The organism is Actinomadura chokoriensis, assembly GCF_039529475.1.
Classification (GTDB): Bacteria; Actinomycetota; Actinomycetes; order Streptosporangiales; family Streptosporangiaceae; genus Spirillospora; species Spirillospora bangladeshensis.
Genome location: NZ_BAAAMW010000025.1, coordinates 37,973 through 52,781 on the forward strand (window position 1 = coordinate 37,973; position 14,809 = coordinate 52,781).

A 14,809-nucleotide genomic window follows, 5' to 3' on the forward strand; every position below is an offset into this window, starting at 1 on the left:
TGTTGGGGCTACGGTGCGAAGGTTTGCAGGGTGAGCGGGGCCGCGGGCCCGGAACCCTATCCTTGGTGACGGATATGAGGACGAGTGTGAAATCGCCGCTCGCCGGCCTGCGCGCGCGCCTGCCGGAGCTGATGCTCCGTGATCAGCACCGGCTGCGCCGCCGGATCGACGGCGCCCAGAAGATGCGCGACGCCGCGCGCCGCGCGAAGGTCGCCGAGGAGATCGCCGCCGATGTCGAGGCCGCCGGGCGGCGGGTCGAGCGGCGGCGGCTCGCCGTGCCCGCGATCACGTATCCGGCCGAGCTGCCGGTGGCGCAGAAGAAGGACGACATCCTCGCCGCGGTCCGCGACCACCAGGTCGTGATCGTCGCGGGCGAGACGGGATCGGGCAAGACCACCCAGATCCCCAAGATCTGCCTGGAGCTGGGCCGGGGCGTGCTCGGCTCGATCGGGCACACCCAGCCGCGCCGGCTGGCCGCCCGGACGGTCGCCGACCGCATCGCCGAGGAGCTCGGCACCGAGCTCGGCGACACGGTCGGCTACAAGGTCCGCTTCACCGACCGGTCCAGCGACGACACGCTCGTCAAGCTGATGACCGACGGCATCCTGCTCGCCGAGATCCAGACCGACCGGCTGCTCCGCCAGTACGACACGCTGATCATCGACGAGGCGCACGAGCGCAGCCTGAACATCGACTTCCTGCTCGGGTACGTCAAGGAGATCCTGCCCCGGCGCCCCGACCTCAAGGTGATCATCACCTCGGCGACGATCGACCCGGAGCGGTTCTCCGAGCACTTCGGGAACGCTCCGATCGTGGAGGTGTCGGGGCGCACCTACCCGGTCGAGGTCCGGTACCGGCCCGTCGCCGACCCGGAGGACGCCTCCGCCGACCCCGACCGCGACCAGATCCAGGCGATCACCGACGCGGTGGACGAGCTGGGCCGCGAGGGCCCCGGCGACGTGCTGGTGTTCCTCAGCGGCGAGCGGGAGATCCGCGACACCGCCGACGCGCTGACCAAGCACTTCGCCCGGCAGAAGGGCACCACCGAGGTCCTGCCGCTGTACGCGCGGCTGTCGGCCGCCGAGCAGCACCGGGTGTTCCAGGCGCACCGCGGCCGGCGCGTCGTCCTCGCGACCAACGTCGCCGAGACGTCGCTGACCGTCCCCGGCATCAAGTACGTCGTCGACCCCGGCACCGCCCGCATCTCCCGCTACAGCCACCGGCTGAAGGTGCAGCGGCTCCCGATCGAGCCGGTGTCGCAGGCGTCGGCGAACCAGCGCAAGGGGCGCTGCGGGCGCGTGTCCGAGGGCGTCTGCATCCGGCTGTACTCCGAGGAGGACTTCGAGTCCCGCCCCGAGTTCACCGACCCGGAGATCCTGCGCACCAACCTCGCGTCCGTCATCCTGCAGATGACCGCGCTCGGCCTCGGCGACATCGCGGCGTTCCCGTTCGTCGAGCCCCCGGACCGCCGCAACGTCAAGGCCGGCGTCGACCTGCTGCACGAGCTGGGCGCCATCGACCCGGCCGAGAAGGACCCGCGCAAGCGCCTCACCCCGCTCGGCCGCCGCCTCGCCCAGCTCCCCGTCGACCCGCGCCTCGCCCGCATGGTGCTGGAGGCCGACAAGAACGGCTGCGTCCGGGAGGTGCTGGTCATCGCGTCCGCGCTGTCCATCCAGGACCCGCGCGAGCGTCCCGCCGAGCACCAGCAGGCCGCCGACGAGAAGCACCGCCGGTTCGCCGACCCCGCGTCGGACTTCCTGGCCTACCTGAACCTGTGGAACTACCTGCGCGAGCAGCAGAGGGAGCTGTCGGGCAGCGCGTTCCGGCGGATGTGCAAGAACGAGTTCCTGCACTTCCTGCGCGTCCGCGAGTGGCAGGACCTGCACGGCCAGCTCAAGCAGGTCGCCAAGGCGCTCGGCGTCACGCTCAACACCGCGGACGCGCCGCCCGACCTGATCCACACCTCGCTGCTCGCCGGCCTGCTCTCCCACATCGGGCTGATCGACGCCGAGAAGAAGGAGAAGCAGCGCCGGGGCCAGGAGTACCTCGGCGCGCGGGGCGCGAAGTTCGCCGTGTTCCCCGGGTCGTCGCTGTTCAAGAAGCCGCCTCGCTGGGTCATGTCGGCGGAGCTGGTCGAGACGTCGCGGCTGTGGGGGCGGATCAACGCCAAGATCGAGCCCGACTGGATCGAGCCGCTCGCCGGGCACCTGGTGAAGCGCAACTACAGCGAGCCGCACTGGTCGAAGAAGCAGGCGGCCGTGATGGCGCACGAGAAGGTCACCCTCTACGGGGTGCCGATCGTCGCCGACCGCCGCGTGAACTACGGCCGCATCGACCCGGAGCTGTCGCGCGAGCTGTTCATCCGGCACGCGCTCGTCGAGGGCGACTGGGAGACCCACCACCGGTTCTTCCACGACAACCGCGCCCTGCTGGACGAGGTCGAGGAGCTGGAGCACCGCGCCCGGCGCCGCGACATCCTCGTCGACGACGAGACCCTGTTCGACTTCTACGACGAGCGGATCCCCGAGGACGTCGTCTCCGGGCGCCACTTCGACGCCTGGTGGAAGAAGGCCCGGCACGCCGACCCCGACCTGCTCGGGTTCGAGAAGTCGATGCTCATCAACGAGACGGCGGGCGGGGTCAGCGAGGCCGACTACCCGGACGTGTGGAAGCAGGGCGCGCTGCGCCTGCGCCTCACCTACCAGTTCGAGCCCGGCACCGACGCCGACGGCGTGACCGTGCACATCCCCGTCCAGGTCCTGAACCAGGTGCGGCCGGACGGCTTCGAGTGGCAGGTCCCCGGTCTGCGCGCCGAGCTCGTCACCGAGCTGATCCGGTCGCTCCCGAAGCAGCTGCGCGTCAACTTCGTCCCGGCGCCCGACTACGCGCGCAAGGTCCTCGACCGCGTCGCGCCGCGCACCGAGCCGCTGCTGGACGCCCTCGAACGCGAGCTGACCGCGATGACGAGCGTGCCCGTCGCGCGGGAGGCGTGGGACCCGTCCCGGCTGCCCGCCCACCTGCGCATCACGTTCCGCGTCGTGGACGAGAGGCGCCGCACCCTCGGCGAGGGCACCGACCTCGGCGAGCTGAAGCGCCGCCTCGCCGGCACGGTGCGCGGGACGCTGTCGAAGGCCGCCTCCACCGTCGAGCGCTCCGGCCTCACCGAGTGGACGATCGGCGAGCTGCCCCGCACCTACGAGCAGAAGCAGAACGGCTACGACGTCAAGGCGTACCCGGCGCTCACCGACGAGGGCGGCACGGTCGCCGTCCGCATGTACGGGACGGAGGCCGAGCAGCGCCGCGCCATGTGGCTCGGCACGCGCCGGCTGATCCTGCTGAACGCGCCGTCCCCGGTGAAGCTCATCCAGGGCCGGCTGACCAACCAGGGCAAGCTCGCGCTCAGCCACAACCCGCACGGCTCGGTCGCGGCGCTGTTCGACGACTGCGTCACCGCCGCGGCCGACCGGCTCATCGCCGAGGCGGGCGGCCCCGCCTGGGACGAGGACGGCTTCCGCGCCCTGTACGACCGCGTCCGCGCCGACCTCCACGACGCGACGGCGCAGACCGTCGCCCTGGTCGAGCGGATCCTCGCCGAGGCGCACGAGGTCGACCGGCGGCTGCGCGGCACCACGAGCCTCACGCTCGTCCCGGCGCTGACCGACATCCGCGGGCAGCTCGGCAAGCTGATCCACCCCGGTTTCGTCACCGCGACCGGCTGGGCGCGGCTCCACGACCTGCCCCGCTACCTGCGCGCCCTGCAGGTCAGGCTCGACAAGCTCCCCGAGAACCCCGGGCGCGACCGGACGCTCGCGCACCAGGCCGACGTCCTGGCGCAGGAGTACGAGCAGACGCTGCGCCGCCTGCACCCGTCCCGACGCGACGACGAGCCGGCCCGGCAGGTCCGCTGGATGCTGGAGGAGCTGCGGGTCAGCCTCTTCGCCCAGCAGCTCGGGACCCGCTTCCCCGTCTCCGACAAGCGCATCCGCAAGGCCATGGCCCAGCTCTGACCGGATCGCTCCGATCGGACGGGGCATGAGCGGACGGGGCATGATCGTCCGCCTGGTATGACTGGATCATGACGTTGCGGGAGTACTATCCGCCGATCGAGCCGTACGGCTCCGGCCTGCTCGACGTCGGCGACGGCCAGCGTGTCCACTGGGAGGTCTGCGGGAACCCCGGCGGCAAGCCCGCGGTGTTCCTGCACGGCGGCCCCGGCGGCGGGCTGCTCCCCGACAACCGGCGGTTCTTCGACCCGTCCAGGTACCGGATCGTGCTGTTCGACCAGCGCGGCTGCGGGCGGAGCCTCCCGCACGCCGGAGACCCGTCGGTGTCACTGGAGCACAACGTCACCCCGCGCCTGGTCGACGACATCGAGAAGCTGCGCGAGCACCTCGGCATCGACCGGTGGCTGGTGTTCGGCGGGAGCTGGGGCAGCACGCTCGCGCTCGCCTACGCGCAGGCGCACCCGGACCGCGTCACCGAGATCGTGCTGCGCGGCGTCTACCTCGTCCGCCCGTCCGACGAGGCGTGGGGGTTCACGCCGGGCGGCGCCTCGCACCTGTTCCCGGCCGAGTGGGCGGCGTTCCGGGACGCGATCCCGCCCGCCGAGCAGGACGACCTGATGACCGCCTACGGGCGCCGCATCGAGGACCCGGACCCGGCCGTCCACCTCCCGGCCGCCCGCGCCTGGATGGCCTGGGAGCTGTCCGCGAACACCCTCCTGCCCGTCCCGCCGCCGGACCTGGACGACGCGACCGTCCTGGCGTTCGCGCGCATCACGCACCACTACATCTCCAACGGCGGCTTCCTCTCCGAGGAGGGGCTGCTCGCGGGCGTCGACCGCGTCCGGCGCATCCCCGCCGTGATCGTCAACGGCCGCTACGACATGAAGACGCCGCCGGACCAGGCGTGGGATCTGCACCGGGCGTGGCCCGAGGCGGAGTTCCACATCGTCGAGGACGCCGGGCACGGCGGCTCCGAGCCCGGCACGCGGGACCGGCTGATCGGGGCCACCGACCGGTTCGCCGCTCACTGAACGACGAAGTGGGCACCCCCACATCTGCCTCCCAAGTCACTGCAGCAACCCCCATCAGTGCGTATGGTTCATTCCATGCCTAACAGCGAAGAGCGCGACATTAGCGGCCCCGTGGGGGCGGCCGCGGCTCCCCAGGGCGGCGCGGTCTCCGGAGGCTCGGGGGAGTCCACCGAGACGGCGGTCGCCCGCATGGGAGACCCCGTCACGGTCTGGCCGTGCGCGAACTGCGGACGTCCCGTGCCCCAGCCCGTGGGGGCGGTCCGCGCCGTCCGCTACTGCCAGGACAACGACGGCGCCTGCGCCCGCGAGGCCCGCGACCGCCGCGACCGCGGCCGGGACGCGCCCGGCCTCACCGGCCAGGTCGCCTCCGCCTGGGAGATGGTCGAGCGGCTGGAGAAGGCCGCCGACCTGCTCGCCGACTCGCTGACGTCCGAGCTGAGCGTCGCCGGGGTCGAGCGCCGCGTCGCCGAGGTGCGCGCCGAGGCCGCCCGCGAGCTCGCCATCGCGCAGACCGAGCGGGACGCCTCGCAGCGCCGCGCCGAGGAGGCGTGGCAGGAGGCCGCCACCTCCCGCAAGCGCGCCGAGGAGGCCGAGCGGGTCGCCGGCGAGGCCCGCGAGGAGGCCAAGCTCGCCACCGCCAAGCGCGACGCCGCGCAGCAGGCGTGGGAGGAGGCCCACCAGGTCGCGCAGCAGTCGATGACCGCCAAGCTCGCCGCCGAGAGCGAGCGCGACCGCGTCGCCGCCCGCGAGACCGAACTGCTCGCCGCGCTGGAGGCGGCGCGCGCCGAGCTCGTCGGCCTGCACGCCAAGCTCGCCGAGGCCGAGGGGACCGCCGAGGCGCAGCGCGTGGAGGCCGCCGTCGCCAAGCAGGGCGCCGAGGACCTGCGCAACGCCATGCGCGACACCGAGGCGCAGCGCCAGCGCGCCATGCAGGCCGCCAGCAAGGCCGAGGCCGAGCGGACCGCCGCGCTGCGCGCCCAGTCCGAGGCCGAGGCCGAGGTCGTCCGCGCGGCGGCCCGCGCCGACGAGGCCGCCAAGGAGCGCGACACCGCCCGGGCGCACGCCGAGGCCGCGACCGCGGAGCGCGACGAGCTGGCCGGCAAGGTCAACGACCAGGCCGTGCAGCTGCGGCAGCTGTCGCAGTCGGTCGCCGAGCAGCAGGCCGCGCTGACCGCCCTCGCCGAGGAGCGCGACGCCGCCCGCGCCGAGGCCGACCGGGCCCGCCGCCAGGTCGACCAGTTCACCCACAGCACGCTGTCGTCGAACATCCCGCCGGGCGGCCGGATGCCGGGCGGCGGCACCCCGATGCCCCCGCCGGGCGTCCCGAACGGCGTCCCGAACGGCACGGGCCCGCAGCCCGCCGGCCCGCCGCCGGGCCTGCCCCCGATCGGCGGACCGGCCGGGCACGGCTCCGTCCCGAACGGCGTCCCGAACGGGGCCCCGATGCCGCTCGGGGCACCGCTGCCGAACGCGGCCCCCGCCCCGCACGGGACGCCCCCGCACGGCACGCCGGGCCCGAAGGGGACGCCGGGCTCGGACACCGGCGGCCACCGGACGCCGGGCGGCGAGGCGCGCGACCACGGCCGCCCCCTGAACGGCGTGGACCGCGAGGACCCCCTCTTCGCCGGCCCCTGACCGCGCTCACCCGGGCGGACCCCGCCCGGGTTCAGCCGTACCGGACGGCCAGGAAGAACGCCAGCGCCGCCACCGCGGTGATCACCAGCACGTGGCCGCGCTCGCGCGCGGCGGTCTGCCGCAGGGTGCTGGTGCGGCGGCGGCTGAGCCGCAGATCCGTCACCGAGCGGCGCGCCCGCTCCCAGTGCACGCCCGTATAGATCGCCAGGGCCGCCAGGCCCAGGATGAGTAAGCCGTCTCCGCTCATGAGCTGCGCCTCCGAATCCGCGGCAGCTCAGATTGAACAGCGGATCCGGCGCGGGCGACAGTGCCCGGCGACACATTTCCGCGATTCATGCGGAACCGGCAGGGGCCGGCCGGCTGCGGATCACCGGCCGGCGCGCCGGGCTCAGCGCCCGAACACCTCGGGATCGATCTCGATCCAGATCTGCTCGGCGCGGCCGAGCAGCCTCCCGTCGGCCCCGTACAGCGCCGTCGCCGCGTGCATCTTGCGGCCCTCGCGGCTGCGCGCGAGCCCCATCACGACGCACCGCTCGCCGGCCTCGGGGACGTCCATCACCTGCGCGGTCATCGTGCCGAGGACCGCCGGGCGGCCCGCCACGTCGAACGACCACCCGCCGGGGCAGTCGAGCGCCGCCCATACGAGCTCCCGCTCGGGGACCCGCTCGGGCACCCACGGCGCCGCGACGGTGCCCTCGCCGACCGGCCCCGGCTCCAGCCGCAGCCCGTCGCCGGGCTCGCGGTCCGGCCCGCAGACGAAGCAGCCCGGGAACGGGTGGTTCTCCTGCGCCCGGTACTTCTCCGCCGCCTCCAGCGCCCGCTCGAACGGGACGGGCGCGATCGGCGGCACGACGATGGCGCCCGCGAGCGCCTCGGCGACCAGCCGCTCGCCGTCCCACAGCCGGACGCTGTGCCCGCGCTCGTCCTCCACCGTGACCGTCAGCTCGGTGTCCAGCGGCGGCGGCTGCCGCAGCGTCACCGTCACCGTGTCGATCGGCACCCGGCCCGCCAGGCGGCCTGCCGTGTATCCGCCGTTCCCGGACCCCGCCGGCCCGTGGAACCGCCCCTCAATGATCATTTGCGCCCCCGTACCCACACGCGCCTCACCAAAACGGCATAGATCCTAATGAACCCCACGACACCCCGTCCCCCTGGGGTGGGACGACGCTACACCGCCCGCGACGGCTGAGGGCGGCCGGGGCGGGTGGTGAAGAAGACCGAGAGGGACCCCTGGAGCCGCGCGCGGACGGTGTCCTCGTCGACGGGACCGTCCTCCGGGACGGGGGTGCGGTCGAGCGCGCGGGCGATGAGGAGGTCGATGTTGCGGTCGGCGACGAGGACGGAGCAGGTGTCGCACGCGTACCACGGATAGAGCATGTTGAGCACGGCGACGGCGGTGTCGTCGTCCGACAGGTCGGTCGTGTCGAGCTCGACCTCGAACATGTCGGTGTCGTCGGGGTCGAGCGTGGGGTAGTAGAGCCAGCTCGGCCCGGACGCGCCGCAGAAGTCGCAGCCCGGCTCCTGCGGGAGGGGCTCGCCGACCGCCAGCTCCAGCTCGTGGTCCCACGGCTCGACCCGCCGGTTGTGGCGGTAGCCGACGCCGTCGAGCGAGCCCTCGCGGTTGTGCGTCACGTCGTGCACCTCGCCGCCGCAGCGGGCGCACATGAGGCCGATGTCCTCCATGTCCCCCTCCTGATCGCTGAGGCACCGGCTTCACAGTATCCGTCCGGACGCCTCCGTCGTACCAGCCGGCGCCGCTCGGGTACGTTGAAGATCGTCGTTTCCGCGCCGGCCGGCGGTCCCGGCCCGCCGCGCCCGCACGCCGCGCACTCCCCGGCGTGCCCCCATGCCGAGTTCTTGAACGGGAGGTTCCGTGTCCGAGGTCGTGCTGAACGCCGACAAGATCGATCTGGTCCGCGAGCGGCGGCTGCTCCTCGACCGCGTCACGATGACCGTGCTGCGCGGCGAGCACTGGGCGCTGATCGGCCCGAACGGCGCGGGAAAGAGCACGCTGCTCGGCATCCTCGGCGCCTACACGCACCCGACGCGCGGGACCGCGGAGATCCTCGGGCGCAGGCTCGGCCGGGTCGACGTCCACGCGCTGCGGCCGCTGATCGGGCAGGTCAACCCGCGGCACCCGCTGGAGTCGGCGCGGACCGTCCGGGAGATCCTCCTGACCGGGGTGACCGGCACCATCGAGCTCGTCCCGCGCTGGACGCCGTCCGAGGACGACCTGCGCCGCGCCGACGGGCTGATCGAGCTGATGGGGCTCACGGCGCGGGCCGACGCGCGGTGGCCGACGCTGTCGCAGGGGGAGCGGGGCCGGACGCTGATCGCGCGGGCGCTGATGCCCGACCCGGCGCTGCTGCTGCTCGACGAGCCCGCCACCGGCCTCGACGTCGCGGCGCGGGAGCGGCTGCTGGCCAGCATCGACCAGCTGCGCGCCGACCGCCCCGACCTGACCACCGTGCTCGTCACGCACCATCTGGAGGAGCTGCCCACCAGCACCACCCACGCGCTGCTGCTGCGCGAGGGGCAGGTGCTGGCCTCCGGGGCCGCCGCCGATGTGCTCACGACCGAGCTGGTCAGCGCGTGCTTCGACCACCCGATCGCGATCACCCGGCACAACGGCCGATGGGCGGCGACCGCCGGGTCCGCCTAGCCGCCGCTCAGGCGCCCGCGACGCGGTGGCCGGACAGGTGCGCGAGGACCGACTGGTTCGCCTCCCAGCCGTCCGGGAACTTCACCGGGACGCCGAGGTGCACCGGCTCGGCGGACGGGTGCGCGTCCAGCAGCTCGGGGATGCCCGCCCGCGCCACCACCACGCACGCGTGCCGGTGCCGCGACGCCAGGACGCACAGCCGCCCCGACTCCAGGTGGAACGCGGTGGCGTCGCGGCGCCCCGACAGCGGGTGCAGGACGACCGTCACGTCGTACTCGCGGCCCTGCAGCCGGTTCGCGGTGTCGACGGTGATGCCGCCGCCGTGCGGGCCGAGCGCGGCGCGGATCGCGGTGACCTGGTCGCGGTGCGCCGCGCCGATCGCGACGCGCGCGGCGTCCACCGGGGCCGACCCCTGCTCGGAGTGCGCGACGGGGCCGCGCTGCAGCAGCCGGACGGCGAGCGCCGCCGTCGCGCGGACCGCCTCGGCGTCGGTGCGCAGCGTGTGCCGCGCCGGCAGCTCGTACAGGGCCCAGCCGGTCGCCGCGGCCTCTTCGAGCGCGCGGTCGTAGGTGGTGCCCATCCCGCGCGCGCCGAACTCCAGCCGGCGGTCGCCCGGCTCCGTCCCGGCGCGGAACCCGGTGAACGGGTAGAACGCGCGCGACACGACGGGCGCCGCCGACGCGGGCAGCCGCCACGACACCGGCAGCCGGTGGACGGGCAGGTCCGGGTTGTGGGCGAGCAGGACCGACACGGCGCTGCGCATCGGGTCCCAGCTGAGGCCCGCCCAGCGTTCGACCTCGACCGTGGAGAACGGGTCGAGCTGCCCCGGGTCGCCGACGAACAGCGCCCGCTCGAACCGGCCCGCGATGCGCAGCAGCATGTCCGAGCGCATCTGGTACGCCTCGTCCACGATCGCCCACGGCCACGAGCCCTCCGACAGGGTCGCCCACTTCGCCGCGGTCGCGATCACCACGGTCCGCTCGGCGAGGTCGGCGGCCTTCTGCGCGACCTTCACCTGCGGATGCGCCAGGACACGCTCGGACGGCACGTACTGCGAGGCGGACAGCCGGCCCATGGTGATATCGGGGTGCCTGCCGGCGATGCGCTCGATGAGGTCGTCGACCTGCTCGTTGGTCTGCGCCACGATCATCAGCCGCTCGCCGGCCTCGGCGAGGTGCGCGGCGGCGCGGACGACCAGCGTCGACTTGCCCGCGCCGGGCGGCGAGTCGACGACCACGCCGCGATGCCCGCCCGCCAGGTCGGCCAGGACGCCGTCGACCACCCGCGCCGCCGCCTCGGACGGGACGAGGTCGTCCGCCGCCACCGGCACCAGGTGCCGGCCCGCCTGCCCGGTCACGACCATTCCTCTTCGGCGTCCTCGTCGGTCGGGACGTACTCGCCGGGCGGGCCGCCGTGCGTCCACGGCGTCTCTTCGCGGTCGGGGAACTTCGCCGCGCCGAACGAGCCCTCGGTCAGCGAGGTGAAGCAGACCCGGTCCCCGGCCGCGGGGACGGCGCCCGGCTCCGGGGTGAGCTTGCGGCCCATCCCGCCGGTCAGCTCCAGCAGCACGGACCCGTCGCCGATCTCCACGATCCTCCCCTTGAGCGCGGGACGCGCCGCGTTGCGAACGGTCGTCCCGATGTCGAGCCGCACCGGGTCCTCGGTGCCGACCCGCAGCAGCGGGCGCAGCTTCGGCCGCTTGCCCGTCTCGTCCAGCCGGGCGGGGTCGCACTCGGTGACCGTCCCGCCGAACGCCTGGCCGCTCAGCCGGTGCTCGGCCATGACCAGCGGGTCGTCGAACGCGCGCTGCGCGTCGTAGGCGTCCTGCGCCCGTTCGAGGTCGTGCAGCCGCCGCGCCGCCCGGACGGGCGGGTCGCGGCGCGCCTGAGGATACGCCTCGCCGAACGTCTGGTGGTAATAGGTGAAGGCGTCCCGGTCGCGCTCCCATCGGCGCGGCACGCTCGCCCCCTCGGGGAGTGCGCGCAGCAGCCCGACGGCCCGCCACATCAGGTCCCACGTCGGGGTGAGCTGGTCGGCGAGGACGCCGCGCAGCCGCTCCTCGGCGCGCGAGCCGCGGCCCGCCCGGTCGTAGGCGGCGATCGCCGGGGCGAGCACCTCGTTGTCGAACGTCGGGTCGGTGGTGGGCCCGGCGGGCGGGCACAGCACCGGGTCCTCGGCGCGGGCGGCCGCGGCGGGGCCGTCCATGCCGTCCGGCGGGTCGATCCACCCCATCAGCGCCGCGAGGTTGCCGTCCTCCAGCGAGCTCTGCCCGGTCGCCCAGTGCAGCCGCAGCGCCTCCGTCATCGCCAGCAGCAGCGACGAGCCGGGGTGGTCGTACCGGTCGGCGAACCACGTCAGCCACCGGCCGAGCACCGGCACCGCCGGATCGACCGCGTACGGGCCCTCGGTGCTGCGGAACCGCGTCGACCGGCCCATCAGCCGCAGGAACGCGACGCCGCCCCGGTTCGGGACGAGCAGCTGCGGCGCGTCCCCGTACCGGATCCGCTCCTCGCCCTCCTTGCCGGGAGGCAGCTCCTCCACCGCGCCCCGGCTCGTCTCGATGTGGTTGAGGACGAGCTTGGCGAGGTCGGCGGCGAACGCGAACCGCAGGTCGCGGTTGCGCGGTTGCGGCACCACCAGCAGCGCCGGATCGTCCGGCGCGCTGCCGACGAGCACGGCCAGCGGCGCCGCGGCCTCCCCGGCGAGCTTCAGCGGGACGAGCACCAGCGGCGCGTCCGGGACGTGGCAGTGCCGCACGGTCGCGAGCGGCTGCGCGACCCCCGCGGCCACCGCCTGCAACTGCGCGAGCGAGGACAGTGCGCTCATGAAGCGATCACGCCGCCCCGTGCAGCGCGGTGCCGTGCGGCGCGGAGCCGTGCGGGGCGCCGCCGTGCAGCGCCTCGGCGCGCAGCCGGGCCGCGGCGCGCAGCTGCTCGGCCGTCTCGGCCAGGTCGTCGGACGGGTCCAGGGAGCCGTCCGCCAGCGCCAGCGCGGTGCCGATCGTGTCGACGCCGCCGAGGTCGTCGCGGACGGACCGGCCGAGCGCACCCGTCGCGCCGCACGCGCGCGCCTCGTCCCGGCAGAACAGCGCCATCTCGCAGCCCGACATGCACTCGGGCGCGTACCGGGCGTCCACCGCCCGGACCGACTCCGCGAGCGCCTCGCCGATCTCGAAGCTCAGCCCGGCGGGCAGCTCCGCCAGCAGCGCGTCCACGCGGGTGAGGCGGGCGAGCTGCCGTTCGAGGACGGCGAGCTGCGGCCGCACGTCCAGCGGCGTCGCCGTCGGCCGGTTGGAGAAGTTCTCCGGGCAGACGAGGAACACCTCGTGCGACACGCGCGCCGGGTCGTGCCCGAGCTCGGCCACCAGGCGGCGCAGCGCCAGCACGTACACCGCCGACTGGCGGGCCGCGGCCGCGACCTGCTCCGGCTCGGCCTGCCCGTCCACGACCGCGAACGACTTGATCTCGATGACGTGCAGCCGGCCCGCGAGCTGGAACGCGATGACGTCCGGTTCCAGGTAGGCCGGGCACCCGGCGATCTCCAGCCGCAGCAGCGGATGGTCGAACAGCGTGCCCTCGCCCGACTCCAGCGCGCGGGCGAGCAGCCGCCGGGTCCGCGAGTGCCGCAGTTCCCGGCCCTCGTTGCCCGCGACCACCTCCAGGTCGTCGTAGGCGACCTCCGGCACGTCGAGGCCGAGCCGGTCGCGCAGCAGCGTCAGCAGCTCCGCGCACCCGTCCGCCTTCACCTGCGCCTCGAACACGTTCCCGCGCGTGATCGCGAACTGCGACTGCCCGAACGGCGCGGGGAACCCGAGGGCGCGGGCCACCGCGTCCTTGTCGACGCCCGCCGCGTCCATCACCCCGCGGCGGGCGCAGCCCGGATTGGACGTCAGCGCGGCGATCGTGCGGGCGTCGTGGTTGCGCGGGGGAGTGGCGCCGCGCAGCCGGTCCAGATCCGGTGCGGTGTCGGTCATGGGTCCGTTTCTCCGTTGCTGGCAGGGCGGCGCCCGGACGCGCGCACGGCGCGCAGCCGGCTGCCGAACAGCCGTTCCGCGTCGTCGAGCCGCTCCAGGGCGCGGACCGCGGCGGCCTCGCGGCGCCGGCGGTCGGGTTCGCGGTGGACGTCCAGCTCGGCCCGGGCGGCGTCGGCGAGCCTGGCCGGATCGGCCGTACCGACCGTACCGGTGACCGCACCGGGAATGTTGGACGCGAAACGCCACAGCAGCCGCTGGACGTCCGGGGACGGCGTCCCGCGCCCGGCGTGCTCGGCGAGCCGCACCGCGGCGGTGAGGAAGTCGGTGCGGGGGCTCAGCGGCCCGACGATCCGCTGCTCCAGCGGCCACGTGCTCACGGTGAGCAGGCCGCGCGCGGGGGCGAGCAGGTCGGCGGTCAGCGCGGCGCACAGGTAGTACGGCCGCGCGTAGGGGGCGGTGCGGAACGAGCGCTCCTCGTCGCGGCGCAGGCTCGTCAGCCGAGCCCCGGGGATCTCGCCGGGGAAGAACGCCGCGTACACCGAGCCGATGAGCTTGGGCGCGGCGGGCGCGCCGAGGAGCGTGAGCGCCTGGTGGACCTGGTCGCGGACGGGCAGCAGCCCGCGCTCGCCCTCGGCGGGGGCGGCGGGCCGGGGGTCGCCGAGCACCGCGTCGTCCCATGCCTGCTCCGTCCCGCGCAGCTCGGCGCGCAGGTCGCGGGCCGCCCGCCGGTCCCCGGCCGCCATCGCCCGGCGGACGGCGGCGCGCAGCTCGGTGATGCGCGCCTCCAGCTCGTCGGGGGTCGGGACGCCGGGGGGCCGGGACATGCCGCAGACAGTACAGGTACTTCCGGACACTTCCAGTGTTTTCCAGTTTTGCGGTGGCGAGACGGTCAGCGCGGCTTCCGCCAGGAGACCGAGTACCGCCACAGCAGATGCCGCCGGAACACGGCGCCCGGCAGCAGCCGCAGCGCCTCGTCCCGGACCTCGCCCCAGGTCATCGCCGGGTCGGCGAGCGGGGCGCCGGGCTCGCCCGCCCGCCGCCGGTTCCGCAGCCGGTGGACGCGGTGCGCGGGGACGCCGAGTGCCGAGAACGCCCAGTCGCGCGGACCCCGGTTGTTCGCCAGGCCGATGACGACCAGGCTCCCGCCGGGACGGACGGCGTCGCGCATCGCCGCCATGCCCTTGGTGAAGTCCATGTGGTGGATCGCGGCGACACTGCACACGAAGTCGTAGTGGCCGGCCGGCAGGTCGTGTTCGAGAAGCCCCGCCGCGACGAAATCGACGTTGCCGATCCCGTCGCCGAGCCTCGTCGCCTTGGCGATCATCTCCGCCGACCGGTCCAGCCCGGTGACGTGCGCGGCGCGGGACGCGAGGCGCCGGACGAGCAGGCCGTCGCCGCAGCCCACGTCCAGCGCCTCGCCGCATCCGCGCGGCACATTGCGCAGCACGACGCCGTGGTAGTGGGTGTTGTGATTCCAGTAATCGCCGGTCATCGTCACCATCGC

The 14,809-nt window shown here is 74.6% G+C and carries 12 protein-coding genes; 4 read left to right on the forward strand and 8 right to left on the reverse strand.

Annotated elements, in window-relative coordinates:
- The first annotated feature begins 74 nt into the window (after nt 1-74).
- From hrpA to ABFX46_RS35595, 3 genes are all read left to right on the forward strand, one after another.
- Nucleotides 75-4,007 carry an ATP-dependent RNA helicase HrpA gene (hrpA, locus tag ABFX46_RS35585; RefSeq protein WP_346048355.1) on the forward strand — a complete coding sequence of 1,311 codons (3,933 nt, stop codon included), beginning with the start codon at nt 75-77 and terminating at the stop codon, nt 4,005-4,007.
- Nucleotides 4,008-4,081: 74 nt separating this feature from the next.
- The gene (gene pip / locus ABFX46_RS35590) at nt 4,082-5,035 is read left to right on the forward strand and encodes a prolyl aminopeptidase (protein WP_346048438.1); all 954 of its coding nucleotides are present in this window, start codon (nt 4,082-4,084) and stop codon (nt 5,033-5,035) included.
- Between the two features lie 75 nt (nt 5,036-5,110).
- On the forward strand, nt 5,111-6,670 hold the full coding sequence (locus tag ABFX46_RS35595) for a coiled-coil domain-containing protein (protein ID WP_346048356.1): 1,560 nt from the start codon (nt 5,111-5,113) through the stop codon (nt 6,668-6,670).
- A 31-nt stretch (nt 6,671-6,701) separates the two neighbouring features.
- Here ABFX46_RS35595 and ABFX46_RS35600 read toward each other — a convergent pair whose 3' ends face one another.
- The 3 genes from ABFX46_RS35600 to ABFX46_RS35610 all read right to left on the reverse strand — a co-directional run bounded on the left by ABFX46_RS35600 (nt 6,702) and on the right by ABFX46_RS35610 (nt 8,353).
- Nucleotides 6,702-6,917, reverse strand: coding sequence for a hypothetical protein (locus ABFX46_RS35600; protein ID WP_163060803.1), 216 nt, complete (start codon nt 6,915-6,917; stop codon nt 6,702-6,704).
- 141 nt (nt 6,918-7,058) lie between these two features.
- A complete protein-coding gene (locus ABFX46_RS35605) occupies nt 7,059-7,748 on the reverse strand; it encodes a hypothetical protein (protein ID WP_346048357.1) in 690 nt (229 codons plus the stop codon).
- Between the two features lie 89 nt (nt 7,749-7,837).
- Complete coding sequence (locus ABFX46_RS35610; RefSeq protein ID WP_346048358.1) at nt 7,838-8,353, reverse strand: hypothetical protein; 516 nt, start codon at nt 8,351-8,353, stop codon at nt 7,838-7,840.
- A 190-nt stretch (nt 8,354-8,543) separates the two neighbouring features.
- Between ABFX46_RS35610 and ABFX46_RS35615 the strand changes: the two genes are divergently transcribed.
- A complete protein-coding gene (locus ABFX46_RS35615; protein ID WP_346048359.1) occupies nt 8,544-9,332 on the forward strand; it encodes an ABC transporter ATP-binding protein in 789 nt (262 codons plus the stop codon).
- Nucleotides 9,333-9,339: 7 nt separating this feature from the next.
- Here the strand turns inward: ABFX46_RS35615 and ABFX46_RS35620 are convergent, their stop codons facing one another.
- From ABFX46_RS35620 to ABFX46_RS35640, 5 genes are all read right to left on the reverse strand, one after another.
- Complete coding sequence (locus ABFX46_RS35620) at nt 9,340-10,689, reverse strand: AAA domain-containing protein (RefSeq protein WP_346048360.1); 1,350 nt, start codon at nt 10,687-10,689, stop codon at nt 9,340-9,342.
- Nucleotides 10,686-12,158, reverse strand: a complete 1,473-nt coding sequence (locus ABFX46_RS35625; protein WP_346048361.1) for a hypothetical protein — start codon at nt 12,156-12,158, stop codon at nt 10,686-10,688. The genes ABFX46_RS35620 and ABFX46_RS35625 overlap by 4 nt, the downstream gene beginning before the upstream one ends.
- Before the next feature lie 7 nt (nt 12,159-12,165).
- Nucleotides 12,166-13,305 carry a hypothetical protein gene (locus tag ABFX46_RS35630; protein ID WP_346048362.1) on the reverse strand — a complete coding sequence of 380 codons (1,140 nt, stop codon included), beginning with the start codon at nt 13,303-13,305 and terminating at the stop codon, nt 12,166-12,168.
- Nucleotides 13,302-14,129 (reverse strand): hypothetical protein, encoded by an 828-nt coding sequence (locus ABFX46_RS35635; protein ID WP_346048364.1) that lies wholly within the window; start codon nt 14,127-14,129, stop codon nt 13,302-13,304. The genes ABFX46_RS35630 and ABFX46_RS35635 overlap by 4 nt, the downstream gene beginning before the upstream one ends.
- 65 nt (nt 14,130-14,194) lie before the next feature.
- Nucleotides 14,195-14,797, reverse strand: a complete 603-nt coding sequence (locus ABFX46_RS35640) for a class I SAM-dependent methyltransferase (protein ID WP_346048365.1) — start codon at nt 14,795-14,797, stop codon at nt 14,195-14,197.
- Between the last annotated feature and the right edge of the window lie 12 nt (nt 14,798-14,809).

Excerpts from the sequence above, each read along its gene's own strand:
- hrpA (WP_346048355.1), top strand. The coding sequence starts at position 75 with ATGAGGACGAGTGTGAAATCGCCGCTCGCCGGCCTGCGCGCGCGCCTG.
- ABFX46_RS35595 (WP_346048356.1), top strand. The coding sequence starts at position 5,111 with ATGCCTAACAGCGAAGAGCGCGACATTAGCGGCCCCGTGGGGGCGGCC.
- ABFX46_RS35600 (WP_163060803.1), bottom strand. The coding sequence starts at position 6,917 with ATGAGCGGAGACGGCTTACTCATCCTGGGCCTGGCGGCCCTGGCGATC.
- ABFX46_RS35605 (WP_346048357.1), bottom strand. The coding sequence starts at position 7,748 with ATGATCATTGAGGGGCGGTTCCACGGGCCGGCGGGGTCCGGGAACGGC.
- ABFX46_RS35610 (WP_346048358.1), bottom strand. The coding sequence starts at position 8,353 with ATGGAGGACATCGGCCTCATGTGCGCCCGCTGCGGCGGCGAGGTGCAC.
- ABFX46_RS35625 (WP_346048361.1), bottom strand. The coding sequence starts at position 12,158 with ATGAGCGCACTGTCCTCGCTCGCGCAGTTGCAGGCGGTGGCCGCGGGG.
- ABFX46_RS35630 (WP_346048362.1), bottom strand. The coding sequence starts at position 13,305 with ATGACCGACACCGCACCGGATCTGGACCGGCTGCGCGGCGCCACTCCC.
- ABFX46_RS35635 (WP_346048364.1), bottom strand. The coding sequence starts at position 14,129 with ATGTCCCGGCCCCCCGGCGTCCCGACCCCCGACGAGCTGGAGGCGCGC.
- ABFX46_RS35640 (WP_346048365.1), bottom strand. The coding sequence starts at position 14,797 with ATGACCGGCGATTACTGGAATCACAACACCCACTACCACGGCGTCGTG.